General features: G+C 61.5%; 20 protein-coding genes and 1 tRNA gene. 13 read left to right on the top strand and 8 right to left on the bottom strand.

Annotated elements, in window-relative coordinates; genetic code table 11:
* Window positions 1–53: 53 nt before the first annotated feature.
* The 7 genes from IEW00_RS11940 to IEW00_RS11910 all read left to right on the top strand — a co-directional run bounded on the left by IEW00_RS11940 (window position 54) and on the right by IEW00_RS11910 (window position 6,880).
* Window positions 54–671: a 50S ribosomal protein L25/general stress protein Ctc gene (locus IEW00_RS11940; protein WP_188514649.1), complete on the top strand. Its 618-nt coding sequence runs from the start codon at window positions 54–56 to the stop codon at window positions 669–671.
* Window positions 672–812: 141 nt separating this feature from the next.
* Window positions 813–1,382, top strand: coding sequence for an aminoacyl-tRNA hydrolase (gene pth / locus IEW00_RS11935; protein ID WP_188514648.1), 570 nt, complete (start codon window positions 813–815; stop codon window positions 1,380–1,382).
* 5 nt (window positions 1,383–1,387) lie between these two features.
* On the top strand, window positions 1,388–2,263 hold the full coding sequence (locus IEW00_RS11930) for a hypothetical protein (protein WP_188514647.1): 876 nt from the start codon (window positions 1,388–1,390) through the stop codon (window positions 2,261–2,263).
* Window positions 2,264–2,322: 59 nt separating this feature from the next.
* A complete protein-coding gene (ychF, locus tag IEW00_RS11925; protein WP_188514646.1) occupies window positions 2,323–3,423 on the top strand; it encodes a redox-regulated ATPase YchF in 1,101 nt (366 codons plus the stop codon).
* Between the two features lie 99 nt (window positions 3,424–3,522).
* Complete coding sequence (locus IEW00_RS11920; protein WP_188514645.1) at window positions 3,523–5,079, top strand: alkaline phosphatase D family protein; 1,557 nt, start codon at window positions 3,523–3,525, stop codon at window positions 5,077–5,079.
* The gene (locus IEW00_RS11915) at window positions 5,079–6,374 is read left to right on the top strand and encodes an alkaline phosphatase family protein (protein ID WP_188514918.1); all 1,296 of its coding nucleotides are present in this window, start codon (window positions 5,079–5,081) and stop codon (window positions 6,372–6,374) included. The genes IEW00_RS11920 and IEW00_RS11915 overlap by 1 nt, the downstream gene beginning before the upstream one ends.
* A 41-nt stretch (window positions 6,375–6,415) precedes the next feature.
* Entirely contained in the window at window positions 6,416–6,880 is a 465-nt protein-coding gene (locus tag IEW00_RS11910; protein WP_188514644.1) for a MaoC family dehydratase, read from the top strand.
* A 13-nt stretch (window positions 6,881–6,893) separates the two neighbouring features.
* Here the strand turns inward: IEW00_RS11910 and IEW00_RS11905 are convergent, their stop codons facing one another.
* Both IEW00_RS11905 and mutL read right to left on the bottom strand, forming a co-directional pair.
* Window positions 6,894–7,415 carry a hypothetical protein gene (locus tag IEW00_RS11905; RefSeq protein ID WP_188514643.1) on the bottom strand — a complete coding sequence of 174 codons (522 nt, stop codon included), beginning with the start codon at window positions 7,413–7,415 and terminating at the stop codon, window positions 6,894–6,896.
* A gap of 110 nt (window positions 7,416–7,525) precedes the next feature.
* Complete coding sequence (gene mutL / locus IEW00_RS11900; RefSeq protein WP_188514642.1) at window positions 7,526–9,337, bottom strand: DNA mismatch repair endonuclease MutL; 1,812 nt, start codon at window positions 9,335–9,337, stop codon at window positions 7,526–7,528.
* Between the two features lie 180 nt (window positions 9,338–9,517).
* Between mutL and IEW00_RS11895 the strand changes: the two genes are divergently transcribed.
* From IEW00_RS11895 to IEW00_RS11870, 6 genes are all read left to right on the top strand, one after another.
* Complete coding sequence (locus IEW00_RS11895) at window positions 9,518–10,561, top strand: rod shape-determining protein (RefSeq protein WP_017670842.1); 1,044 nt, start codon at window positions 9,518–9,520, stop codon at window positions 10,559–10,561.
* A 14-nt stretch (window positions 10,562–10,575) separates the two neighbouring features.
* The gene (mreC, locus tag IEW00_RS11890) at window positions 10,576–11,529 is read left to right on the top strand and encodes a rod shape-determining protein MreC (protein ID WP_229737003.1); all 954 of its coding nucleotides are present in this window, start codon (window positions 10,576–10,578) and stop codon (window positions 11,527–11,529) included.
* Window positions 11,526–12,041, top strand: a complete 516-nt coding sequence (mreD, locus tag IEW00_RS11885) for a rod shape-determining protein MreD (RefSeq protein ID WP_188514641.1) — start codon at window positions 11,526–11,528, stop codon at window positions 12,039–12,041. The genes mreC and mreD overlap by 4 nt, the downstream gene beginning before the upstream one ends.
* Window positions 12,042–12,054: 13 nt before the next feature.
* Window positions 12,055–13,974, top strand: coding sequence for a penicillin-binding protein 2 (gene mrdA, locus IEW00_RS11880; protein ID WP_188514640.1), 1,920 nt, complete (start codon window positions 12,055–12,057; stop codon window positions 13,972–13,974).
* 1 nt (window position 13,975) lies between these two features.
* Window positions 13,976–15,100, top strand: coding sequence for a rod shape-determining protein RodA (gene rodA / locus IEW00_RS11875; protein ID WP_188514639.1), 1,125 nt, complete (start codon window positions 13,976–13,978; stop codon window positions 15,098–15,100).
* A 142-nt stretch (window positions 15,101–15,242) separates the two neighbouring features.
* Window positions 15,243–15,318, top strand: a tRNA-Lys gene (locus IEW00_RS11870).
* A gap of 981 nt (window positions 15,319–16,299) precedes the next feature.
* On the opposite strand, the gene IEW00_RS11865 is transcribed toward IEW00_RS11870, so the two are convergent.
* From IEW00_RS11865 to IEW00_RS11840, 6 genes are all read right to left on the bottom strand, one after another.
* A complete protein-coding gene (locus tag IEW00_RS11865) occupies window positions 16,300–17,811 on the bottom strand; it encodes an ATP-binding protein (RefSeq protein WP_229737002.1) in 1,512 nt (503 codons plus the stop codon).
* Window positions 17,808–18,836 (bottom strand): hypothetical protein, encoded by a 1,029-nt coding sequence (locus IEW00_RS11860; protein WP_188514638.1) that lies wholly within the window; start codon window positions 18,834–18,836, stop codon window positions 17,808–17,810. The genes IEW00_RS11865 and IEW00_RS11860 overlap by 4 nt, the downstream gene beginning before the upstream one ends.
* A gap of 420 nt (window positions 18,837–19,256) precedes the next feature.
* Window positions 19,257–19,859: a hypothetical protein gene (locus IEW00_RS11855; protein WP_188514637.1), complete on the bottom strand. Its 603-nt coding sequence runs from the start codon at window positions 19,857–19,859 to the stop codon at window positions 19,257–19,259.
* A 544-nt stretch (window positions 19,860–20,403) separates the two neighbouring features.
* A complete protein-coding gene (locus IEW00_RS11850) occupies window positions 20,404–20,967 on the bottom strand; it encodes a hypothetical protein (protein ID WP_188514636.1) in 564 nt (187 codons plus the stop codon).
* Window positions 20,968–21,625: 658 nt separating this feature from the next.
* On the bottom strand, window positions 21,626–22,258 hold the full coding sequence (locus tag IEW00_RS11845) for a tyrosine-type recombinase/integrase (protein WP_188514916.1): 633 nt from the start codon (window positions 22,256–22,258) through the stop codon (window positions 21,626–21,628).
* Window positions 22,259–22,486: 228 nt separating this feature from the next.
* A partial coding sequence (locus IEW00_RS11840; RefSeq protein WP_188514635.1) for a DUF6118 family protein occupies window positions 22,487–23,152 on the bottom strand: 666 nt, incomplete at its 5' end.

Genomic DNA, 23,152 nt, shown 5'->3' with positions numbered 1-23,152 from the left:
CCTGGAGGCGTGGCGGGGGGATTGAACGACCACCCAATATCTGGAGACAGTCTATGAGCGATACGCTTACCCTGTCGGCCCAGCTGCGTGATCGGGCAGGCAAGGGAGCCTCCCGTGCACTCCGCCGCGAAGGCCGTGTACCCGCCGTAATTTACGGCGACAAGAAAGAACCGGAAGCCATTCACATCGCCGAGCGCGATCTGAACAAGATGCTTGGCACCGGCCATTTCATGAACTCGATCGTTGAAGTCGAAATCGACGGCAAGATGGTTGTCACCCTTCCCAAGGACGTGGCTTTCCATCCCGTGTCGGATCGTCCGCTTCACGTCGATTTCCTGCGTATCGCCAAGGGCTCGACCGTCGAGGTCTCGGTCCCGGTCATGTTCGTCAACGAAGAAGCCTCGCCCGGTCTCAAGCGTGGCGGCGTTCTCAACGTCGTGCGCCACGAGCTCGAGCTGGTCTGCGACGCAACCAAGATTCCCGACCAGATCGAAGTCGACGTTACCGGCACCGATATCGGCGATTCGATCCACATCTCTGCGGTGACCCTTCCCAAGGGCAGCGAATCGGCGATCACCGATCGCGATTTCACCATCGCCACCATCGTTGCTCCCTCGGCGCTCAAGTCGAGCGACGGCGAAGCTGCCGATGAGGCAGCTGAAGAAGCGTAATCCGCTATTTAGCCCTCTCCCCTTCAGGGGAGAGGGTTGGGAGAGGGGGAGTCAGGGCGACGTTGCTTAGGCAGTCCCCTCTCCCCTACCCTCTCCCCTGAGCCGCAGACGAGCGGAGCTCAACGGGAGAGGGAGTATCCCATGCAAATCTGGGTCGGCCTCGGTAATCCCGGCGCGGAATATGCGATGAACCGGCACAATGTCGGCTTCATGGCGCTGGACACCATCGCCGATGTCCACGGCTTCGAACCTCCAAAACGCCGCTTCCAGGGCTGGGCCATGGAAGGCAGGCTGGGCAGCGAAAAGCTGCTGCTGCTCAAACCCGCAACTTTCATGAACAAATCCGGCCAGGCGGTTGGAGAGGCGATGCGCTTCTTCAAGCTCGAACCTGACGCCGTTACCGTTTTTCATGACGAACTCGATCTTGCGCCGTTCAAGGTGAAGGTCAAACGCGGCGGCGGCACGGCTGGCCATAACGGCCTCCGCTCCACCGACCAGCACATCGGGCCTGAATTCCGCCGGGTGCGGATCGGCATCGGCCATCCGGGCAACAAGGACAGGGTCACTGGCCATGTCCTGGGCAACTATCACAAGACCGAACTCGACGAGCTCACCGACATGCTGGGCGCGATCGCTGCCGAAGCCGCCTGGCTCGCCCAGGACGATGACGCACGCTTCATGAACGACGTGGCACTTCGTCTTCAGGAATGAACGCCGTGATCGACCCGCAATCGGCGGGAAATCGCTCCAGGCCACTGGCAGGCTTTGCCATCCTATCGCTGCTCGCCGCGATCAGCGGCGCGGTGACCATGGCGAGCATCGGGACGCCCACCATTCGCTGGGGACCCAACCTTGCCGCATGGGGTGTCGGCGGGCTCCTCGCACTGGCGATCGTTCGCACTCGCCCGCAGCGCGGTGCGTGGCTGATTGTCGCAATCGGTGGGGCGGCTGCGATCGCCGCGACATTGCTCGGCCCCGATCAGCTCGGCGTGCACCGCTGGCTGGCGATCGGACCGCTGTCCATCAATGCGGCAGGCGTGGTCCTCCCCGCCGTGATCGTCGCGCTCGCCCGGCTGGGTCCAGGAAACCGGTTCGCGCAGGCCATCGCAGTCATGACCGCAGCCATCATCGCATTGCAGCCCGATGCGTCGCAGGCCTGGGGCTTCGTGCTCGCCTGTCTCGCCTGGCTGCTCCCCAATCGTTCGCCCAGCGTCGCAGCGCAGGCCCTGGTTCTGATCGGCTTGGCCATCCTTGCGACGCTGAGCCCCGACCCTCTGGAGCCGGTAGCCGAAGTCGAGCAGATTATATCGCTGGCATTATCGGTCCACCCCGCGCTGGCCGCGCTTGCAGTCACCACGCTTGCCACCTTGACCATCGTGTTCTGGACCTACGGAACGAATGACCGCGCGGCGCGCGCCCTGGCGCTCTATTGCGCCGTGACTTTCATCGCCCCGGTCTTCGGCTGGTTTCCCGTGCCCTTGGTCGGTGCAGGGATGAGCTTTCCGCTGGGCCTTTGGCTGGGCGCGGCGCTGCTGGCGACGCCCTATTGTGCCGCCTCCACCATGCTGCCACTGGAATTGCCAGCGCGATAGCGCTAGGGCGCGGCGATTGCCGGTCTTCTGACCGGTCCTACTTTCAGACTGGGATATTTATGGGTTTCAAATGCGGTATTGTCGGACTGCCCAATGTTGGCAAGTCCACGCTGTTCAACGCGCTGACCGAGACGCAGGCAGCGCAGGCGGCGAACTATCCGTTCTGCACGATCGAGCCCAATGTCGGCAATGTCGCGGTGCCCGATCCCCGGCTCGACAAATTGGCCGCGATCGCGGGCAGCCAGAAGATCATCCCGACCCAGCTCGCGTTCGTCGATATTGCAGGCCTGGTGCGCGGTGCCTCCAAGGGCGAGGGACTAGGTAACCAGTTCCTCGGCAACATCCGCGAGGTCGATGCGATTGTCCACGTTCTGCGCTGCTTCGAGGATGACGACATCCAGCATGTCGAGAACAAGGTCGATCCTATCTCGGATGCCGAGACGGTCGAGACCGAACTGCTGCTGAGCGATTTAGAAAGCCTCGAAAAGCGCGTCCCCGGCCTGGTCAAGCGCGGTCAACAGGGTGACAAGGAATCAAAGATCGGCGCATCGGTGCTGGGCAAGGCGCTCGAGCTGCTGCGCGAGGGCAAGCCCGCGCGGCTGACCGAGGCGGCGGACGAAGAGGAAGCGCGCGTGCTCGCGCAGGCGCAGTTGCTGACGTCGAAGCCGGTGCTCTATGTCTGCAATGTCGATGAAGGCAGCGCCGCACACGGCAACGACTTCAGCGCGCGGGTGTTCGAGAAGGCCAAGGCCGAGGGCGCCGAAGCCGTCGTGGTTTCCGCCGCGATCGAGGCCGAGCTGATCACCATGGACATGGACGGCCGGATGGAATTCCTCGCCGATCTGGGTCTGGAAGAGACCGGCCTCGCCCGCGTGATTCGCGCCGGATACGACCTGCTCCACCTCATCACGTTCTTCACCGTCGGCCCCAAGGAAGCGCGCGCCTGGACGGTCGAGGTCGGCTCGAAAGGTCCGCAGGCGGCCGGCGAGATCCACAGCGACTTCGAACGCGGATTCATCCGCGCCGAGACCATCGCGTTTGACGATTACATCGCGCTCAATGGTGAAGCTGGCGCACGCGATGCGGGCAAATTGCGCCAGGAAGGCAAGGAATATGTCGTGCAGGACGGCGACGTGCTGCACTTCAAGTTCAACGTCTGATCGCGGCGGGGCAGTCCAATCTGCCAACCGTCATCGAACTGCCAGATATCTCGCCTAGGGGTTCACGCACCGTTCTCCTGCCATGAAGGACATCGCCGGATGCTCTCTCGCCGTCTGTTCATCGCCGCCGCTCCGCTGAGCCTGATTGCAGCGCCCGGATTGCTGCGCGCTCAAAGTGTGTTCCGCACGTTTCCGTTCGCACTGGGTATCGCATCAGGGGATCCCTCGCCCGATGGCTTCGTGATCTGGACCCGGCTGGCGCCCGATCCTTTGGAGCAGCATGGCGGCATGGCAATGAGTCCGATGCCAGTCGAGTGGGAGGTCGCCAGCGACGATCGCTTTGCCACGATCGTGGCCAAGGGCGAAGCGATCGCTCGGCCCGAGATGGCGCACGCGGTGCATGTCGAGGTCGCCGGACTGCAACCCAACCGGCCCTATTGGTACCGTTTCACTGCGGGCGGCGAGCGAAGCTTCATGGGCCGCGCGCGCACGTTGCCGCTCGCTGGCGCAGCTATGGACAGGTTGAAGTTCGGTGTTGTCGGCTGTCAGAATTTCGAGGACGGCTATTTCGGCGCATACAACCATCTCGCGCGCGAAGAGCTCGATTTTGTATTCCACTATGGCGACTATATTTACGAATATCGCGGTAGCCCAACCCGCTCGAACTATTTCGGGGGCGGGTTGCAGGTGCCGGTGCGCCAGCATGCCGGGCAGATGCTGTACGATATCGCAGATTATCGCCAGCGTTACGCGCAGTACAAGACCGACACTGATCTCCAACGCGCGCATGCTGCGCACAGCTTCTTCCCCACGTTCGACGATCACGAGATCGAGAACAACTGGGTCGCGGGCATCAGCGGTAGCGGCTCGCCTGCCGAAGCCTTCGCGCTGCGCCGGGCCGCAGCATTGCAGGCGTGGTATGAGCATATGCCGGTGCGCAAGGCGAATATGCCGCGCTTTGGCACCGGTAAATTCCATCGCACCGCGCGCTTCGGCAATCTCGCGGAAATTCAGTTGCTCGATACCCGCTCGTATCGCAGCGACCAGGCCTGCGACGATGGCTTCAAGCCGCTATGCGAGGGCGTGAACGACCGCAATGCGCAGGTTCTGGGTGCCGAACAGGAAGCGTGGCTGGCCAAGAACCTTTCGGGCAACCAGGCGCGCTGGAACTGCCTTGCGCAGCAGATCATGATGATGAGCCTTGATCGCAGGCGCGCCGCCAACGAGGACACGCGCATCGCCAACATGGACAGCTGGGCAGCTTACGAAGTGCCGCGCCAGCGGATGCTGGACCGGATGGCAGGCCTCGGCAATGTCATCGTGCTGACGGGCGATGAGCACCAGAATTTCGTCGGCGATCTGGTTCATCGCGATAAGGTGGTTGGCACCGAGATCGTCTCGACATCGATCAGCAGTGGCGGTGACGGATCGGACCTGCGCTATGGCAGCGAGCTGATGATGACCAACAACCCCGAGCTCAAGTTCCTCAACGACCAGCGGGGCTATGTCGTATGCGAGGTCAGTCCCGATGCGTGGCTCAGCCATTTTCAGGTGGTCGACAAGGTTTCGACAAAGACCAACACCATCAAGCGTCGCGCCACCGCCGAGGTCGCGCACGGTGTCCCCGGGGCGCGTATGACAGGAGTTTCAGCATGATGACCTTCCGCGCATTCATCGCGCTGTCCTTGACCGCAGCACTAACGACAACCTTGCCTGCCGGAGCCCAGCAGGCGACTGCACAACCTGCGACAGCACAACCTGCGACAGTACAACCTGCGACGGCACAGGCAGCCGAGCACCCCGCGACCATCCTGATCTCGATCGACGGGATGCGCCCTGACTATCTCGACCGCGGCCTTACACCCAATCTCAACGCGCTGAAGGCCAAGGGCGTCGCCGCCGCGATGCGCCCGAGCTTCCCGACCAAGACCTTCCCCAACCATTACACCATCGTCACCGGCATGCGGCCCGACCGCAGCGGCATCGTCGGCAATTCAATGATGGATCCGCGCCGCCCCGGACAGATCTTCAGCATGGGCGATGCCCGGCAGGCGCTCGACCCGTTCTGGTGGAGCGAGGCCGAACCTGTGTGGATCACCGCCGAAAAGGCAGGCATCCGCGCAGCAACGATGTTCTGGCCGGGCAGCGAGGTCGCGAGCGTTGACCCTGCTACCGGGCTGAAGTTGCGACCGCGCGACTGGATGCGCTTCGACCAGAACATCGGCAACGCGCAGCGGGTCAACACCGTGCTGGACTGGATGCGCCGCCCCGCCGAGATCCGCCCCCAGCTGATCACGATGTATTTCGATACCGTCGATACCATAGGCCACCGCTTCGGTCCGGGCCGGTCACCCGAACTCGATGCTGCGATCACCGAGGTCGATGCGCGGATCGGCGATCTCGTTGCCGGGATCGCCGCGATGGGCCGCGAAGCCAACATCGTCATCACCGCCGACCATGGCATGGCGCAGATGGCCGAAGACCGCGTGATCCAGCTTGACGATCTGATTGATCAGGCGAGCTATATCGCGGTCGAGATGGGGCCCTATGGCGCGATCGAGCCGGTCACCGGCACCGACACCCGCGTCCATGATGCGTTGCTCAAGCCACACGACCACATGCAGTGCTATCGCAAGGAAGACCTTCCCGCGCGGTTGCACTATGGCAAGAACCCACGTGTCGCAGCGATCATCTGCCTGGCTGCCCCCGGATGGACCATCCTCTCGGGCCCGCCGCGCAATCCGGTCACCGGCGGTGCGCACGGCTATGACAATGCCGATCCCGACATGCTGGCGCTGTTCATGGCGTTCGGCCCGTCGATCACGCCGACGCCGAGTCTGCCGGTGTTCGATAATGTCGATGTCTACCCGCTGATTGCCAGGCTTGCGGGTTTCGACCCGCTCCCCACGGATGGCACTGTCGCAACGCTTTCGGGTATAGTCACCCGATAATTCGCTTGCAGTTTCAAGGTTGCCAAACGAAACTCATGGCCATGATGTATTTTGAAGATCTTGAAATCGGCGTCACCCAAAGCTTCGGCCGCTATGACGTCGTCCGCGAGGAGGTGATCGAATTCGCCTCGAAATATGATCCGCAGGAGTTTCACCTTAGCGACGAGGCGGCAGCCAAGACCCATTTCGGGCGGCTGTCGGCCAGCGGCTGGCATACGTGCGCGATGACCATGGCGATGCTGGTCGCCAACCTCAAGGAGCACAAGCAGGCGGGGCTCGGGTCACCCGGAATGGACGAATTGCGCTGGGTCAAGCCGGTCTATCCCGGCGATACGCTGCGCTGCGAATCCAAGGTCATCGAAAAGCGCCGCTCGAAAAAGCGCCCCGAAATGGGCCTGTTCAAGTCCGACCTCACCGTCTTCAACCAGAACGACGAACCGGTGATGACGATGCGCAGCAACGGCCTGATCATGGTGCGCAATCCGCAAGCGCCGATCGAGGAATGACGCCTTCGGGCACTTAGTTGCAGAACCAGATCCCGTCGCGATAGACGAACACCGCGCCATCGGCGCCGGTGACCTGCATGCTGGCTGTGCTACCCGCAGCGTTGCCCGAGGCCGAGACCATCATCGTCACACCCGGCGCTGCGAAGCTGCCACCGGTCAGCGCGACCGCGCCCGAAGGCGCGACATCGATCTGCCTGCCTGCGACCGAGATGATGCCATTGCCACCGGTCGTGCTCGCGACCAGGACCGGCAGCGCGCCCTGTGCCGGGCTGAACCTGCAAGACGCAGAAACCAGACCCGCCTCGGTGATCGCGTTGGACAGCAGGGGTTCAAGCTTCGGTCCTTCGGCATCGACGGCCTGGACGGCGGCTTGCGAGGTCGCAGGCCCGCTGGCTGAAGGCCCGCTACCTGCAGCCGCGGTGGCAGCAGGCGCGTTCCCGCTCGACCCATCGGGCGTTCCAGTCGAATCATCAGCGGGTGTTTGACTGCTGCATGCGGCGAGCAAGGCGATTGGAAACAGGAAAACGATGCGCATGGGGATGCTCCGGAGACTTGGGACAGACAATCGACCCTAGCGCGCCAAAGCACGAGGTTAAAGCCTCGTGCCTCTCGCCTCTGGCAGACTGTGAGGAGCTTTGCTTGCGATCACTTCCGCCCGAACAGCCGCTCGATATCGCTATGCGCCAGCTTCACCCAGGTCGGCCGCCCGTGGTTGCACTGGCCCGAATGCGGGGTGATCTCCATCTCGCGCAGCAGCGCGTTCATCTCCGCGACCGAGAGCACGCGGCCTGCGCGGACCGATCCGTGGCACGCCATCGTCGAGGCGACCAGATCGAGCCGCTCCTTGAGCGAAAGCGCCGCATCGAATGTGCCAAGTTCGTCGGCGATGTCCTGCACCAGACCGTGCACATCGCCGCCGCCCAGCATCGCCGGCACCGCGCGCACCAGCACCGCCGCAGGGCCGAAGCGCTCAACCTCCAGCCCGAAATCCGAAAGCTCGCCTGCGCGCTGTTCGATCCGGTCGCAGGAAATCTCGTCGAGCTCGACGACCTCGGGGATCAGCAGCGCCTGGGAAGCAATTCGCCCGCCGTCTGCGGCCTTGCGCATCCGCTCGAGCACCAGCCGCTCGTGCGCGGCGTGCTGGTCGACGATGACCAGACCGTCCTCGGCTTCGGCGACAATGTAGGTCTTGGCGATCTGCCCGCGCGCGATGCCCAAGGGATAGCGCTCGGCCATCGGCACCGGAGCATAAGACGGCTCGGCGCGGCCCATCGGGGCTGCGGCGATATAAGGCTGGCTGCGTTCGGCGAACCCGCCCGCTATCCCGGCGGCCGCAAGCCACGCCGGTTCCTCGGCGGGCGCCAGTGCAATGGCCGGAGCTGCGCTGAACATATCGCGCTCGGGCGGCGGCGGTGTAGCAGCCTCGCTCTGCCAGCGCGACAGCGCGCCCTCTGCCGGGCGCTGCACCGCGCGGAAGCCGCCCTCATCGAGTGCACGGCGAAGGCCGGAGACGATCATGCCGCGCACCATAGCGGCATCGCGAAACCGGACCTCGGTCTTGGCGGGGTGGACGTTGACATCGACATCCTGGGGCACAACGTCGAGAAACAGCGCCACCACCGGGTGTCGGTCGCGCGCCAGCATTTCGGCATAGGCAGCGCGCACCGCGCCCACCAGCACCCGGTCGCGCACCGGCCGTGCATTGACGAACAGGAACTGATGATCGGCGACACCGCGATTGTAGGTCGGCAGGCCTGCGACCCCGGTCAGCCGCACGCTCTCGCGCTCGAAATCGAGCAGCACCGCGTTGTCGGCCAGTCCGCGTGCGGTCAGCGAGGCGATGCGGGTGAGTCGCGCTTCGCCCGCCTGAACCGAGAACACGCGCCTGCCATCCGATTCGAAGCTGAACGCGATATCGGGCCGCGCCATGGCGAGCCGCTTCACCACATCGCTGCACGCGGCATATTCGCTGCGCGCAGATCGCAGAAACTTGCGCCGCGCAGGAACATTGCCAAACAGATTGTCCATCCGGATGCGGGTGCCGGGCGGCACCGAAGCCGGACCGTCCTCCACCACCTCGCCATGATCGACCACCCGCCGCCAGCCATCGCCGCCCGCCACGCGGCTGGAGATCGAGAGCCGCGCCACGCTGGCGATGCTGGGCAGCGCCTCTCCGCGGAAACCCAGCGTTGCGACCAGTTCGATGGCGTCATCGGGGAGCTTGGATGTCGCGTGGCGCTCGAGCGCCAGCGCAATGTCGTCGGGGGTCATGCCGCAGCCGTTGTCGATCACTTCAAGCCCGCCAAGGCTGCCGTCTTCCAGCGCGATAGTGATGCGGTCTGCGCCGGCATCAATGGCGTTTTCAACCAGTTCCTTCAACGCACTGGCTGGTCTTTCCACCACTTCGCCCGCTGCGATCCGGTTTATCAGTGCGTTTGGAAGCCTTCTTATTGACATGGGTTCGGTCCTAGCCCAAGCGCGCCTTGGACGCGACTCCCGAGTTCCCCGCATATCAACGCTTGGTCTGGCCGGGCTCTCGGGTTAGCCTCCGATCTGAGACCTCTTGCGCTTGCAAAACAGCGCGGTTGCCACTGCCTGCGCATGGTTCCTGGCCACTTTGATTTTTGGAAAGTCTGCATGTCGTTCATCTCCAAACTTTTCCGGTTCGGCTCGCACAACATGGCGATCGACTTGGGCACCGCGAACACGCTTGTCTACGTCCAGGATCAGGGGATTGTGCTGAACGAACCTTCAGTAGTGGCACTGGAGACGATCAACGGCATCAAGCGGGTCAAGGCCGTGGGCGTCGATGCCAAGATGATGATGGGCAAGACCCCGGATTCGATCGAGGCGATCCGCCCTTTGCGTGACGGCGTCATTGCCGACATCGAAGTCGCCGAGCACATGATCAAGTATTTCATCCAGAAGGTGCACGGCAAGCGGAGCATGTTCAGTTACCCCGAGATCGTGATCTGCGTGCCCTCGGGTTCGACCTCGGTCGAGCGCCGCGCGATCCGCGATGCGGCATCGAATGCAGGCGCGAGCCAGGTGATGCTGATCGTCGAGCCGATGGCAGCAGCCATCGGCGCGGATATGCCGGTGACCGAACCGATCGGATCGATGGTCGTCGATATCGGCGGTGGTACCACCGAAGTCGCTGTGCTTTCGCTGCGTGGTCTGGCCTACACCACCTCGGTGCGTACCGGCGGCGACAAGATGGACGAGGCGATCGTCTCCTATGTCCGCCGTCACCACAACCTGCTGATCGGTGAAACCACCGCCGAGCGCATCAAGAAGGACTTCGGCGTTGCGGTCGCGCCTGCAGACGGCATCGGCCACACCATCCAGATCAAGGGCCGTGACCTCGTCAACGGCATCCCCAAGGAAATCTCGATCAACCAGGGCCAGATCGCCGAAGCTTTGTCCGAACCGATCAGCACGATCGTCGAGGGCGTACGCATCGCGCTGGAAAACACCGCGCCCGAACTCGCCGCCGATATCGTCGATCAGGGCATCGTTCTCACCGGCGGTGGGGCGCTAATCCAGGGCCTTGATGCGCATCTGCGTGAAGAGACCGGCCTGCCCGTCTCGGTTGCGGAAGACCCGCTGACCTGTGTTGCTATCGGCACCGGCCGCGCCATGGAAGATCCGATCTTCCGGGGCGTGCTGATGACCGCCTGACGGGCGAGCACAGCATGGCGCCGCCGCGGAACCGGCGCCCCGGGTTCTCCCGCAAGGCGCAGTTGCAGATTTTCACCGGCTATTTGCTGGCCTTTACCGGTGCGTTCGCTGGATTGCTGCTGCTTGCTTTGTCCTATTTCGATCCAGCGGCCTTTTCCGCCGTGCGCAGCATGACCGCCGAGGTCACTGCGCCACCAGCCCGGCTGCTGACCGGAATTCGGGTAAGCACCCAGAGCGGCTGGCGCGAGGTTTCTGCCTATTTTGAGGCAGGGTCGAAAAATGCCAAGTTGCAGCGCGAGGTCGAACGCAATCGCGTCCGCATGATCGAAGCGCGCGCGCTCCGCCAAGAAAACCGCGAACTGCGCCGCCTGCTGGGACTGATCAAGCAGGAAGGCCGGCCGGTCGCTACCGCGCGGCTGATAAACTCCAGCGCCTCGAGCAGCCGGCGTTATGCCACTATCGATGTCGGCTCGCGTCAGGGCGTGCAGCGCAGCCAGCCGGTGCGGGCGCAGCGCGGACTGGTTGGACGGGTGTTGGAAACCGGGCCCAATACATCGCGGGTGCTTTTGCTCAGCGATACCGAAAACGTTGTGCCTGTGCGCCGCGCGCGCGATGGCGTTGTCGCTTTCTCGCAGGGCCGTGGTGATGGCCGGGTGGATATCAAGCTGATCGACATCGGCGTGAACCCCTTCAAGGTGGGCGATGTCATGGTGACATCGGGCAATGGCGGCATTTATCCCCCCAACGTACCGGTTGCGATCATCGAACGGCTCACCAGCGACGGCGCGATAGGCAAGCTGCTCGCCAACCCTGCCGGCACCGATTTCGTGATCGTGCAGGAAATGTACGAGCCCGAACTTGTCGCCCCTGAACCGAGCGAGCTCCCGCCGGTATCTTCTATGCCCGCCGCCCCCTTGCCCGCTGCGCCGTCACAGCCTGTGCCAGCGATCGGCGCGCCGCAGCCATGAAGGCACCCTATCGTGCCCGGCTCAACCGCGAAGCCTCCCCCTTGCGCCGGGCCTCGATACCGATCGCGACGGTGCTTGCCGGATCGATGACCCCGCTACTGCCTTTGGTCGCATCCGCCCCGGTCCTGCCTCCGTTCGGGCTGATGGTGCTGATCTCCTGGCAGATCTTGCGCCCCGGTCTCTGGCCGGTCTGGGTCGGCGTGCCCTTTGGCGTGTTCGATGATATAGTCGGCGGTCAGCCCGTCGGCAGCGCGGTGCTGTTGTGGTCGATCATCCTGATTGCGATCAACCTGATCGATCAGCGCTATATCTGGCGCAATTACTGGCAGGACTGGTTCATCGCGGCGGTGTCGATTATAGTCGCGCTCGCAGGCGGCCTTGCGATCAACAATTTTCTCGTGAGCGATATCCACCTGTCGGTGCTCTATCCCCAGATGATACTTGCAATCTTCACCTTCCCCCTGGTGCTGCGACTGGTAGCAAGGCTCGACCATGTCCGTTTGAAGCGGTGAAGGCGCCAACGCCATGAAACGACCCGGCAAGCTGATCACCCGCAGTTCGCTCAATGTCACATTCAACCGCCGCACCGCGCTGATCGGTGGTGCGCAGGGGCTGGTAGGTGCCATTCTGGCGACACGCATGGCGTACATCTCGGTGGTCGAGAACGAGCGTTATAAAATGCTGTCGGAGAGCAACCGGGTCAACCTGACGCTAATTCCGCCTCGGCGCGGCTGGATCATCGACCGACACGGCAAACCGCTGGCGAACAACAAGGCCGATTTCCGGGTTGATCTGATTCCGCAGCGCGTCAAGGATGTCGATGCGACGATCGAACAGCTGCGCGATATCCTGCAAATGCCACCCGACAAGGTCGAGGATCTGCGCACCGCGATGAAGGATGCGCGAGGGTTGCAGCCGGTACCGGTGGCATCGGGGCTGACCTATGAGGACTTTGCAACGCTATCCGTGCGATTGCCCGATCTCCCCGGTGTCGCACCGCAGCGAGGATTCTCGCGCCAATACCCCACAGGAGCCGCAGTCGGGCACTTGCTGGGCTATGTCGGCATCGTCAACGCCGAGGAATACGAAAAGAACAGGAACCCGTTGCTGATCACCCCGGGGTTCAAGATCGGCAAGGACGGTCTGGAACAGTATTTCGAGCCGCAGCTGCAAGGCAAGCCAGGTGCGCGTAAGGTCGAGGTGACCGCGCGTGGCAAGATCGTGCGCGAGCTGGGCGTGCAGGAGGATATTCCCGGCAAGCCGCTCAAGCTCACAATCGATGGCGGGTTGCAGGAGTTCGTCGCGCGGCGGATGGGCCGCGAGTCGGGCGCGGCGGTGGTGATCGATTGCCAGACCGGAGGTATCCTCGCCTTCTCCTCGATGCCGTGTTTCGATCCCAACAGCTTTTCCGATGGTATCGGGCGACTGGAATACGCCATGATGTCGCAGGACGAGCGAGTGCCATTGCTCAACAAGGCGACCCGCGGGCTGTATCCGCCCGGCTCCACGCTCAAGCCGATGGCTGCGATCGCGGCGCTGCAGAACGGGGTCGATCCCGACGAGACGGTCAACTGTCCCGGCGGCTATCGCCTCGGCAACCGCTTCTATCAGTGTCTCGGCCGCCACGGGCCGGTCAACATGACCCGCGCGATTGAAAAGAGCTGCAACACCTATTTCTACGCGCAGGCGCACCGGCTGGGGTACGACAAGATCGCGATGGTCGCGCGTGAACTTGGACTGGGCGAGGAATTCGATCTGGCCGGTGCAAACCAGCGGTACGGCACGATCCCCGACAGCGAATGGAAGCTGCGCAAGTACAAGCAGGCGTGGACCGCATCGGATTCGCTCAATGCGGTGATCGGTCAGGGCTATGTCATCGTCAATCCGCTGCAGCTGGCGGTGATGACCGCCCGCATCGCATCGGGTCGAAAGCTATATCCGCACTTCATCCCCAACGGCAAACTCGCCCCCACCCTGCCCTATTCCCCCGAGCATCTCGCCATCGCGCAACTCGGCATGGCGCAGGTGGTGAGCCAGGGGACGGCCGCGCGCAGCAAGCTGCCGCTAGAAGGCATCACGATGGCGGGCAAGACCGGAACCGCGCAGGTCCGCGGGTTTGGCTCGGGGAGCCGTGGCGGTGCGGGGGTTCCTTGGAAATACCGCGATCACGGGCTTTTCATAGGCTTTGCCCCGGTCGAGCAGCCGCTCTATGCTACCGCCGTGGTGATCGAGCACGGACTTGGCGGATCGCGCGCCGCTGCGCCGGTCGCCAAGGATTTCATGACCTATATGTTCGATCCGCAAAAGGCGATGGACAGTCTGCTCGCGCTCGAGGCTGGATGGGGCGGCAATATCTCAGAGCGCATGGCATCCGAATTTGCCGCGTTCCGCGCCCGCAGCGAGGGGCGCGCGCCGCAGACCCCGCCTGACGAGCCGACAGGCTGACATGTTCGGCTTCGTCCCCCGCCCGATCGCAGAAATGCCCTGGCAGATCATCTGCATCACTTTGGGCATCGCCGGTTTCGGGGTGGTGGTGCTGTACTCGGCAGCCGGCGGCAGCCTTTCTCCTTGGGCCGGTACGCACGCCATCCGGTTTTCTGTGTTTCTGATCATGGCATTGGTGATCCGGCTGTTCAATGAGGACTTCATCAAGCTTTGGACTTATCCCGGGTACATCGTCGTCGCCGTTTTGCTGCTGTTGGTCGAGCTGGTCGGGGCGGTGAAGGGCGGCAGCCAGCGCTGGATCGATCTGGGGTTCATTCGGCTGCAGCCCTCAGAGGTCATGAAGCCTTTGGTGGTGCTGGCCCTGGCGCGGTTTTACGAGTTGCTTCCCATCGGGCAGGCGCGCAACTGGAGAGCGGTGTGGCCGCCGCTCGTGATTATGGGGATCCCCTTCGCTCTGGTGATGACCCAACCTGACCTCGGGACCTCGATCGCGATCGTCACCGGCGGCGTGACCGTGATGTTCCTTGCTGGAGTCCCGCTGAGGCTGTTCATCGGCGCGGGGCTTGCGGGGGCCGCATTCGTGCCGGTCGCCTATTTCTTCCTGCTCAAGGAATATCAGCAGAACCGCGTCCTGACCTTTCTCGACCCGGAGAGCGATCCGCTGGGCACTGGTTATCATATCAGCCAGTCCAAGATCGCGATCGGATCGGGCGGCATTAGCGGCAAGGGATATCTGCAGGGGTCGCAAAATCAGCTCGAATACCTGCCCGAGGGCCACACCGATTTCGTGTTTGCGACAATGGCCGAGGAATGGGGGCTGATCGGCGGGCTGGTGGTTATCGGGCTGTTCGCGCTGTTACTGCGCTGGGCAACCTTCGTCTCACTCAATGCCCCCGGCCGCTTCGGCAAGCTTGCTGGCGGCGGGCTGACCATGGTGATCTTCTTCTATATCGCGATCAACTTGCTGATGGTGACGGGCCTGGCCCCGGTCGTCGGTATCCCCCTGCCCTTTCTCAGCTATGGCGGGTCATCGATGATGACGATCATGATCTGCATCGGACTGTTGATGGGGATCGCACACAACACCCGCCAAAGCAGCGGCAGCGGCGGCCGGGTGATCGATTGATCGCCGTTGCTGTGCTCGCGATCGCGGGTGGTGACCAGAAAATCGCAGGAAACCGCACAAAAGCCTTTTCATCCGCGCCCAATCTTTTATAGGCAGCGCTCTCCCGAGCGGCGGTTGATTCGAAACCACGCCGCCACGGAATGGACGCATAGCTCAGTTGGTAGAGCAGCTGACTCTTAATCAGCGGGTCCTTGGTTCGAGCCCAAGTGCGTCCACCATTTTTCTATTAAATTCAAATGGTTGCCGGGTTACCTTTTTCGTCAGATTGACGGGAAATGGCTCTAGGTAACGCCCTAGGTAACATCTGGGCTGTCAAAAAAGTTTGTGCGCCATGGCTGGCGAAGGCTCTCCAACACCCTCTCGAACGATAAACCTAAGGCGAGATTCGATTGAACTCCGCGATGGAATTTCCTCGAACTTGAGCTTTGCTTGCTTTCGAGAATCACTCAGCAGAGTTTGGCTTGCGATTGACCGAGTTATGGACAGGGTTTGAGCCCCAATATTTCGGCAGCATCCGACCCAAAACGAGCCGTTCGTCAATCGGGCTCTGGAGGGCAGCTTTCGGCAGGATTACCCTCAGGCTGTGCGCCAAAATGTCTGGCAGTAATGAGCAGCCCACAAGATCTATCGCAATCATATAAAGGCCCTCCGCTCGGCGGGCGATAGAAAACGGGGGCGTGCTCTCAAGCCATGGGGCTCAGCCGGGGTGGTTGCAATTGCAAGCTCCATGCCCTTGCAGGTGGCGACGGCCGACCGCTCCGCTTCCTTCTAACCAGCGGCAATATCGCGGCCTGCTGTGCATCCGACCCCCTGTTCGACAACTTCGAGCTGCGCACGATCATACTTGCCCGCATGGCCCATGATAGTAACGCCATCCGGGACCTGATCGAGCGCTTGGGCGCAGCGCCAAACATCCCCTCCAAGGCAAAGCGCCACTGGAGAACCTGCTCCTCGCGCCCGCTTTGCGAAGGCCGCAATGCCGTCGAGTGTATATTCTGCCGCCTCAAGGATTTCCGCCGTATGCCGCCCGATGCGACTGACTCGCCGTCAATTTCCTCGGCGCTATCTATCTCGCGGCTGCCGTCACACAGTGGTTGTGAGCCCTGACCCTATACGCGCGGTTCGGGCGCTTCCGATCCAAGCATGTCAAAAAAATTCATGCTACCGTCGCGGCCTTGCAATCCATACTGGCGGGCTCGCTAGAGGCTCGGCATCGCGCGTCGGATGAAGTCGTCGAAGAGCGGGACGGTGAAAGCCGTTTCACCATGGGTCGGGGAATATATCATGCCCTTTCTGATCAGGCTCCCACGGACTGGTCCCAGGCCGACGACCTTCGAATTGAGGACCCCTGCGACATCCTGGCTCTGGTGCGGTCCCGGGCCAAGCTCTGCCATCGCCCGAAGATAGCGCATCTCTGACGGGGTGAGCCGATCGAACCTCATGCGGAAGAAATTCTCGTCGAGATGCGCCAATGCCGCCGTGGTCGCGCGCTCGACGTGCTCACGGGTGATTGGCGAAACCTTGGCCTCGTTCCAGCTGTGGAGCGCCCATTCTTGGATGAAATAGGGATAACCCTCTGTGTGCGCGTAGATCGCGGCAAGCCCGTCCGGTTCGATCAGGACCCCTTCCTTTACGAGGGGACCAAGAACGGCATCGTTCGTCGCTACTTCGTCGAGCGGGCCGATGTGGATGAACTCGAACTGCCGCTCACCATAGGACATGACGGACCCAATTTTGCCGAGCAATATCGGGAGTCCGGCACCCACGATCATAACCGGACGCGCCTTCTGTGATCGCTGGTGCAGCGCGGCCATGAGCGCGGCAAGCTGCTTATCTGCAAGATACTGCATTTCATCGATTATCAGGACGAAACCGGACCCGCGCTTTTCAGCTATGTCTCCAAGAGTCGAAAAAAGGTCTGAAAGATCGAAGTACAGGTCGCTATCGTCCGCGAGTTCGGGGGTCGTCAATCCGCTGATCTCCCCACTTAATTCCTCATCGAGCGACGTGAGTTCAGCAATGCTTGCGAGGGCGCTGAGCGCCTTCTCGACATCCATTTTATTAGGTGCACCCTCGCTGAGCGCGAGCAGGGTCTGTCTCAGTGGTGGCACAAGTGCGCCTGGCAGCGACCGCTCACCGATCGATTCGAGACGCACGACGATCATGTGGTCGCGCTCAGCGACCGCCTGGATCGCGGAAAGTAGCACCGTCTTTCCGACACCGCGCAGGCCAGTTAGGATCAACGAGCGTACCGGTCGTCCCTGTCGAAGCCGCTGGAAGCTGACTTCGACACGTTCAATGATGTCTGCGCGACCCGCGAGCAACGGTGGGAAAGTACCGGCGCCGGGCGCAAAGGGATTGTTGACCGGCGACAGGAGAACGGCGGGCGCTGGACGAGATCGGCCCTCGCCATCGAGCCGCCGCGCAAGCCACGCCTGATCCAGCTCGTCGAGAAGTGCGCCGTCGAGTTTGGTCGAGGCGTCGACGCGGCGCGCGCGGCGTATAGCGGTTCCGACAAGGTTAGATCGCGAGAAATCGAAGCCTGCGAGATCCGCGCCGCGAAACAACATCGTGCGAAGGTCACGATCGCGAAAATCGGTCGCGGGATCTAGACCTCCCGCTTCCACCATATGATCGAACAGTCCCGTCGGCTCCGCGTAGAGCGCGTACAGATCCTCCACTAGAGCGGCCTTGCCGGACGAGCCGGTCATGGCTTCGCCCGTGGCGAACGAGCCCGGGCACGCTTCGCTTTGGCGGCCGGCCTCGGCGGTGGCCCCTCGAGCAAAGCTGTCGGAGACGGCACGAGACGCGGCGCCTCGCCCGCCTCGGCACCAAGATCATCACCACGTTCGCATCGGCAAACGACGATATAAAGCGGCATTTCACCCTGAGCGTCAGATATAGTGCCCGCCCCCGCCTTGTCGCGCTCGATACGGATGGCTGCGAGTTTGTCGCGCATTGCGCGTTCCGCCGCGTCGAGGTCGTTGTCGGTCGCCATGTGACCGTCGAGCCGCTCGACCTGCAGGCCATCGTGGACGGCGACGACGACGGTGAGTGAGCCGGCATCGGCTTGATCGGCGAACTCCACCCAGCAGGTATAGTCATAGTCGGGTTGGGGCCGCCCGAAATAGGGGCCGCTCAGAAGGGCGCCACGCTTGAGCGGGTCGCCGAGTTGTCGGTCGCCGACACGCCAGCCATTCGGGATTGCCTCAACCTCATAGAGGTCTTTGGTCACTTTGATCGCGCGCTCGGTGCTGTTGTTTCCATGCCAGTCCTCGTCGGCTTCGACCTGGCCTTGCACGCTGAATATGGGACGAGAGAGCGTCGCTCCGGTCTTCAACGTGGAATTGGCGCTGACGCTGCTCTCGCGCTTTGCCTTTTCATTCTCTGACGTCGACTCGGTGTATTTGCCCACTTCAATCGGGCTGCGGTACTTCGTCTCGGCGATCACCGAGACCCCGTCCTCTAGGTAACGCACTGTGCAATGGCGCAGACGGATGGCGAGTCTGATCGGCGACGGCGCGCTGTCTGACGGCAAGGAGAAGCGCTGGGTTACGCGCTGAAGGAACCCAGGTTGCGGGGCGACTTCAAGGATATGCTCGTCGAGTTCGAGAAGCAGATTGACAGGGAATTGCGTGGCAATGCGGTTGGCTGGCGACCGCACACTGAGGGCGACAAGGCCACTGAAATACCCCTCACCCGGTTCGGGTCGAAATGATCCGGTCTTCTCGTCCATTCGATGAAAGCCTCGCCCGCAGTTTGCGACAGCCACAATCTAAGTTGAGCGCGCAATTTAGCCAACGGAAATGGCGGATGCACTACAAAAACGTGCGTCACCTGCGGTCCCCGGAAGGGTCAACGAAGCGTGGCCCTAGGCCGGTCGATCCGCAAAATTACAATTCGACGCGTTTAGCCCATTTTCCGTTGATCTTCAATATCGTTCGGGTGAGCGCTGGAGGTCAGTTCCTGGCAAAATCAGACGTTCGCAATGCGCTAGTAGACGGCAGCAAAGTCCCATCAGCGGAAGGTCGGCAATTGGGCCGGTTGTTGAATGGCAGGTCTTGGCCACCGAATGGCTGAAGCTGCATGTCAGCTTTCAGCCAGCCACCGCAGGGCGTCCCATGGCCGAAACTGGGTGGTTTGCGGAATGGCCGCTTCAATTCGCGACGGGCAGCTGAATGAGCGGCGAATAGTCTGTCAGATTGCCAAGACATACCGCCAGGATTCGAGCGTCTGATGCCCCATGCTCCTCGTAGAGTGACCAGCATTCCTTCGCCACACGCGGCGCTATATCCGGGTTAATGGCGACCCATCTCTCTTTGGTGCCCAAGGCGTCTTTGTTCGTCATCTCCGCCTGAGCGGAAGCAATGTGTATCGCGAGCACAGACGCCTCTACTGCTTCGTCCTGCTTGTCAGCACATTCCATATTGATCCGTCCGCCTGACAGACAATAGCTATAGGCTTGGTCACGCACCCGATCAAAAAGCTCAGGCTTATCGGTAAACTTCAGCCAGTTGGGTTTTACACCAAAGACACTCTGTGCTTGCGATTCCTCGACAACGCGCTGCGTTGTTTCCGCGCTAGGCGTGCCCGATTGGCAACCAAGCAAGCTACTTACGAGGACAAGGCTGCCTGCGTGAATGCGTCTCATGGCCATGATCTTACCGCAGGCTGCAATGACCACAAAGGGGTCGGCAAAAGAATTTCCGGTTCTGGCGGAATCGCTACGATAGGTGCCTGTCCGGTCTTGGGCGCGCACCGAACCGTGTTGAATGGCGATCTGTGGGTGGTTTCCGGACCCTAAGGGCAACCGCTGTCACTATACAAGGCGTCGATGCTGTCGACCTTTCCGGCCTCGTTTGCCATCCAAATCACGCGGATTTGGCTCCCGCAAATCGATCCCCCGTATTTCACCGAAGCGCGACCCGCGTATGGCTCAGGCAAGCGCGAGTTCGTCTCAATTTGCAGACCCTGCTCTTCCAGATATTTCTTCAGAGCAACTTCCGAACTTCCCTTGGGAAATCGTGTGATCACACGGTTCTGGATCAGTTGAGTTCCCTCAGCGTAGCTTTTACCTTGAACGCCGATGAACAATGGAGTGGAAGGCGGGCCGCTCGGGCCACAAGCACTAAGTAAAGTTACTAGAGCGGCAAGGAGAATACGACTGACTTGCATGTCTCAACGCTTAGCATCGATCGCGAATGTCCGAAACGGGGTCGCAAGCCGCCAGGCCGATTTTTTCGGTTTGTCGCTTTTTCCTGCAGCTCTGGGAGCGACCCCGTTGCGGTCATGGGGTCGGGGTATTAGCCGCCCATCTCGTAGACGGCAGTCGCCAACACCTGCACCCTATCCAATCGCTGACCCGCTTTGTCCGCTCGGCTGATGGTGATGGACAAGGCCGGTTCTTCTCTGTTGCGGAAAACGGTCGTTGCCATGCCGTTCTTTACAGTTGACCTATCGGATTGCCACCTTCGGTTAAATTCATCTGAGGCGAGGACGCTCTGAATGCTCGGCTGAAGGTCTGCGCCGCCGCCACCAGTGATGTGGCACATTGGCAATTGGTCGGAGACAACGAGGACATAGCCTGCATTTGTCGTCGAATTGATGCGCCAGTAGTGGTTCGCGCGCCGAAGTTCGAGCGGTGGCAGGTTCACCTCTTCCACTCGGTCAACAAGCCCCATCTGCTCACCAAGGCCGACAGCGTCGATGAATTGGCGGGCTCCCTCTGCCCAGCTTGCGGGATTTAGCAGCCATTCCTCGCACCCGCGCAGCGCACCGTCGAAACCCTTTTCAAGGTTCGGCTCCGCACAAGCTGGTGAAGCAAAAGCAGAGCAGGCAAGGACTGCAATAATCAGTTTTCGCATCATGCGACGATAGATGCGAAAGCGTCCGAAATCCACCCAAGTGCGGCCATGAGCCGGGGTTCGACCTGCTCCTCAAACCCGCCGGGCAGCTTCAACGGATTTTTTGCCAGAACCGGAAATTCGCAAAGCGACCCCATTTCGGACGTTGACTGCATAGGCCTCCGGCGAAACAACGCATTGTCTGGTTGAATACTTCAGGGGCACGCCGTGATCAAAACTCTGTTCGCTATCTTCGCTTGTCTCGTCGCTGTAGTCTTGGTTTCGAACTTCGTGCGGGGGGATGAGTATGCCTTGACAACGCTCTATGTGAGTGAGCGAAGCTTGAGCAATGTGATGGAGTGCATTTCCAGCAAGAGTAGGCAGATCAAGAGTGACCTCGAGCCAATTAGTATATGCCGTTGGGGAAGCACCGGTCGGACGCCTTGCCAAATAGGGATGACTTATCTTTCAGCCGACGGGCAGATGCGCCTCTCGGTGCAGCCTTCAGATGGCACCGTCAAAACCAGGATCCGCCATAATCAGCCACTCTCTTCGTCGGCCATCGAAACTTTGGAGCGATGCGCACAATAGGTCCGCTAACCACCCAGTTTCCGTCGAATTTAAGGTTTTCTGCGCTCCCCGATAGCGGCCATCGGGCAATCCCCGACGGCCGCATTTATAGTCAGATTTCCGTACGCTCAGCAAGGATCAGCGCATCCTCCACGTCGACGCCCAGATAGCGAACGGTGTTTTCGATTTTGGTATGCCCCAACAGGATTTGCACTGCGCGTAGGTTCCCTGTTGCACGGTAAATCATCGCGGCCTTCGTTCGCCGCATCGAATGCGTGCCATAGTCTTCGCGCCGCAGTCCGATGGCTGTCACCCATTCATCTACTAGCCGGGCATATTGGCGCGTGCTCATTGGGGAGCTTTGATCGAGCCGACTGGGGAACACATAGTCTTCAGCTGAACCGCGACGGCGTTGGAGCCATGTCGCAAGGCTCCCGCGAGCGTCGGCGGTGATCTCGAACTGCACAGGTCGGCCCGTCTTCTGCTGGATCACCATTGCCCGCGTCCGAAAATCCGTCCCGGCTACCAGGTCGCCGATCTTCAGCTTCACGAGGTCGCAGCCACGCAGCTTGCTGTCGATGGCAAGATCGAACAGCGCGCGGTCGCGCAGTCGCTCCTCGCGGTCGAGGAAGAACCGGATCGCCCAGATCTGCTTCTGAGTGAGAGGCCGCTTCGTACCGACGTTTTTGCCAGCATTCCAGGCCAAGCGATTTTGCATCGCAGGGTCAAGGTGAGAGTAGGTCATCGTCATTCTCCTTGGCCGTAATTGGCCAAGAACAAAGAACGGGCTCCAACTGGTTCGCGCGAAATAAAGCGGACGCTCTTGCAGCGAAGCCCTTATGACCGCTTTCGAGAAGCGATGACGATCCGCCTAATGACCGAGATTGGGGCGCAAAGCTGCCGCAGACTCTATCCAATGCTGGGCACCACGTTACAATCTTTGAGGTCCAGTGGTGAGCTCAAGTGGGGCAATTCAGTAATCTCGTGCCTCTACCTCAACTGTGCAACCGACGCTTCGGAGTTTCCGGTCTGCGGCGCGCCTGGCGCATCTCTTGATGGCGCCGCTGTTTGCCTCCGACAATGTTGCCGCGGCCTGGATGGCCTTCCAGCGCTCCGGATCGGAGACCAGAAGCAAGCGTTCTCCTGCTGCCCACCCGTTACGGTGCAATGCCGACATTGCCCGCTTTTCAGGCCACAGCCAGCCTTCTGGCACAACCCAGTCGATCGCAGGCAGGATGATCGACCCGCCCATCGTACCCAGTACAAGAGCTAAACCAGCAGCCCCGGCAAGCCATTGGTTTTGCTGCCGCACCGTTCGTACCGAACCTGTCATCCTGGCGAGAGCGCTGATCGCATTCTGAAGATTGTTGTGGACGGCAGCCAGAGCCAGATCGGCATCCTTGCGCACCTGCCGCCCCGCCGCCTCGATCTGCTGAACTATCATCTCGGGAGTCAGCACCAGCGCGGGCTTCTGCGCCAACGCATCGATCGTCTCACGCAGGTCTTCGCAGCTTTGATGGATCAAGGCGAGGTCTTCGCTGTAATCGCGGCTAAGCAGATCCTGCTGCCGCTCAGCAAAGCCATCGACCGCAGCCGTGACGCCCGCCAGCCGCCGCGCCACAGCCTCCAGCGCATGCTC

This window comes from Blastomonas aquatica, from assembly GCF_014639875.1.
Classification (GTDB): Bacteria; Pseudomonadota; Alphaproteobacteria; order Sphingomonadales; family Sphingomonadaceae; genus Blastomonas; species Blastomonas aquatica.
Note: the sequence above shows the minus strand (reverse complement) of the source record. Positions and strands in the feature narration are given on the sequence as shown.

What these genes read in the sequence shown, in the direction of transcription:
- IEW00_RS11895 (WP_017670842.1), top strand. Translation starts at nt 9,518, where the DNA reads ATGTCGTTCATCTCCAAACTTTTCCGGTTCGGCTCGCACAACATGGCG.
- mrdA (WP_188514640.1), top strand. Translation starts at nt 12,055, where the DNA reads ATGAAACGACCCGGCAAGCTGATCACCCGCAGTTCGCTCAATGTCACA.
- IEW00_RS11850 (WP_188514636.1), bottom strand. Translation starts at nt 20,967, where the DNA reads ATGATGCGAAAACTGATTATTGCAGTCCTTGCCTGCTCTGCTTTTGCT.
- mreC (WP_229737003.1), top strand. Translation starts at nt 10,576, where the DNA reads ATGGCGCCGCCGCGGAACCGGCGCCCCGGGTTCTCCCGCAAGGCGCAG.
- IEW00_RS11910 (WP_188514644.1), top strand. Translation starts at nt 6,416, where the DNA reads ATGATGTATTTTGAAGATCTTGAAATCGGCGTCACCCAAAGCTTCGGC.
- IEW00_RS11845 (WP_188514916.1), bottom strand. Translation starts at nt 22,258, where the DNA reads ATGACCTACTCTCACCTTGACCCTGCGATGCAAAATCGCTTGGCCTGG.
- IEW00_RS11940 (WP_188514649.1), top strand. Translation starts at nt 54, where the DNA reads ATGAGCGATACGCTTACCCTGTCGGCCCAGCTGCGTGATCGGGCAGGC.
- IEW00_RS11905 (WP_188514643.1), bottom strand. Translation starts at nt 7,415, where the DNA reads ATGCGCATCGTTTTCCTGTTTCCAATCGCCTTGCTCGCCGCATGCAGC.
- pth (WP_188514648.1), top strand. Translation starts at nt 813, where the DNA reads ATGCAAATCTGGGTCGGCCTCGGTAATCCCGGCGCGGAATATGCGATG.
- ychF (WP_188514646.1), top strand. Translation starts at nt 2,323, where the DNA reads ATGGGTTTCAAATGCGGTATTGTCGGACTGCCCAATGTTGGCAAGTCC.
- IEW00_RS11860 (WP_188514638.1), bottom strand. Translation starts at nt 18,836, where the DNA reads ATGGACGAGAAGACCGGATCATTTCGACCCGAACCGGGTGAGGGGTAT.
- mreD (WP_188514641.1), top strand. Translation starts at nt 11,526, where the DNA reads ATGAAGGCACCCTATCGTGCCCGGCTCAACCGCGAAGCCTCCCCCTTG.
- rodA (WP_188514639.1), top strand. Translation starts at nt 13,976, where the DNA reads ATGTTCGGCTTCGTCCCCCGCCCGATCGCAGAAATGCCCTGGCAGATC.
- IEW00_RS11915 (WP_188514918.1), top strand. Translation starts at nt 5,079, where the DNA reads ATGACCTTCCGCGCATTCATCGCGCTGTCCTTGACCGCAGCACTAACG.
- IEW00_RS11865 (WP_229737002.1), bottom strand. Translation starts at nt 17,811, where the DNA reads ATGACCGGCTCGTCCGGCAAGGCCGCTCTAGTGGAGGATCTGTACGCG.
- IEW00_RS11920 (WP_188514645.1), top strand. Translation starts at nt 3,523, where the DNA reads ATGCTCTCTCGCCGTCTGTTCATCGCCGCCGCTCCGCTGAGCCTGATT.
- mutL (WP_188514642.1), bottom strand. Translation starts at nt 9,337, where the DNA reads ATGTCAATAAGAAGGCTTCCAAACGCACTGATAAACCGGATCGCAGCG.